This window comes from Vibrio sp. OPT46, assembly GCF_015163535.1.
GTDB lineage: Bacteria > Pseudomonadota > Gammaproteobacteria > Enterobacterales > Vibrionaceae > Vibrio > Vibrio alginolyticus.
On record NZ_JADDYG010000078.1, the window covers coordinates 1 to 1,729 of the forward strand.

The 1,729-nt window shown below is 40.3% G+C and carries 3 protein-coding genes; all 3 read right to left on the bottom strand.

Annotation, left to right across the window (positions count from 1 at the left end):
• Nucleotides 1-327: 327 nt before the first annotated feature.
• Nucleotides 328-735, bottom strand: a complete 408-nt coding sequence (locus tag IQR33_RS03305) for a hypothetical protein (RefSeq protein ID WP_078535585.1) — start codon at nucleotides 733-735, stop codon at nucleotides 328-330.
• A 75-nt stretch (nucleotides 736-810) separates the two neighbouring features.
• A complete protein-coding gene (locus IQR33_RS03310; RefSeq protein ID WP_025634012.1) occupies nucleotides 811-1,197 on the bottom strand; it encodes a hypothetical protein in 387 nt (128 codons plus the stop codon).
• Between the two features lie 2 nt (nucleotides 1,198-1,199).
• Nucleotides 1,200-1,607, bottom strand: a complete 408-nt coding sequence (locus IQR33_RS03315; RefSeq protein ID WP_025634011.1) for a hypothetical protein — start codon at nucleotides 1,605-1,607, stop codon at nucleotides 1,200-1,202.
• Between the last annotated feature and the right edge of the window lie 122 nt (nucleotides 1,608-1,729).

A 1,729-nucleotide genomic window follows, 5' to 3' on the forward strand; every position in this document is an offset into this window, starting at 1 on the left:
GGTCGGCTAAACAAGCGGTCTGAATACCCACTCTGCTAATTACAATAGCAAAGCGGATCAATATAGCAACTTGTTTTTGATTAGATTTGCTTATATCGGCAGACTTGGCTCTTTAGGCCACATAGGAAACTCGCATTACCCCTATTATTTCGAGGTAATGCGAAATGCGGTTAACTTGAGCGAGTATGACCAAAGAAAGAGCCGTTTCCTAACTTCTAAATTTCTCTGTTTCATGGACATATTTGGGTCGGAGAGTTTTGACTGCTCATCACCGTGTTGCGCGCATTAGTGTAAAACTGGTAGATTAGAATTTTAATAAAATAAATGTTACATCTCTAGATTTTGAACGAATAACCCTTCACGATTCTTATACTTGTTAACTGTTCTTATATCGGTAGAAACGTAATCACCACCTTTATTATCAACTTGTCTAATCTCGTATCCTCCGCAATGAACAGAAATATTCGCTTCTATTGAATGCTCATTTGTTGTTTCACCATTTACTTTCTTTGCTGACGAAACCCATTGGAAGCAAAACCTATCTTGATTATCTAAATATTCCGTAAGAGCAACTGATGTCCCTTTATCCACTTCGAAATAATCAATTGATAATATCTTGGATATGCCAGGATATTGGTAAGATGGGTTCTCTACTGTTGGTTCACTTAGTTCGGTTTGATTAGCACAGCCAGCAATAACTGATAATGTCGATGCCATAAGTAGTATTTTCTTCATTTTTGTTCCTTGTAGATGATAAAATTAGCCCCACGATCTATTAACGCTTTCGATAGTGGGGTTGTGTATGTTTATCTAATTGTTTACGTTTTGAAGGTCACGATAATCAACAGACTCATCAGCACTTGAGATGCTTGCTGCCTCACCGAACATTGCTATGTAAGCACTTGGGAAAGTCAAAGCGGCCCCTGCTATACCACAGATTAGTACGAATTTTCCTACGCCCTTACTTTGTGGTGAGCTTTCTCGGCTATTCCATGCCCAGGTTGCAAGGCTAATGACAATCATTGCAATACCAATCCATAAGCCTATGGTATATGTAGCACTACCACCAGCAGCTGAAATTGCATCCACGTTTTTTGCAGCTTGCTCTAGCTTTGTTTCATTGGCTGCCATCGTAGTTACAGAGGTTAGTGCTAGAGCGATACCCAGGGCACCGGACCATTTCGTTAGTTTATTCATAGTTACTCCGTGCTATCTCCTTCATCGAAGATATAAGTTGTGTTAGAAGAGAGGTTTGCCCGACCAGATGAGTCGAGTGTTATAGGGTCCACTGTGTCACTAAAGGTAAATACCTCACCCACTAGATCTAAACCACCGTGGAAAGTTAATAATGCGCCAGCTATTGAGAAGGATATTGGCCATAGAACAGAAACATCATTATCCGCTTTGTTTGCTTTGTACCAACCGATGAAACCAAACACGACAAGACCGAGGCCAAGTACTGCTCTCAAATTCCAGAGAACTGCAATCCAAAGTCGAACATGTTTAATTACATTTATTCCGCCATCTGCAATGGTGGAGTTATGCGTTTCTGAAGCGAATGAACTACTGGATAATGTGTAAACAAACATCCAATACCACTTTTTCATCGAAGCGCTCCAATACAGTAAGTATCTGAACAGATTGTTCCGTCAGCCGAGATTTCTCTAACAGTTCCAATGAAGTCGTAGTATTTTCCTTTTTCTACGGAAATAGTTCTTTCGCCAGAGGT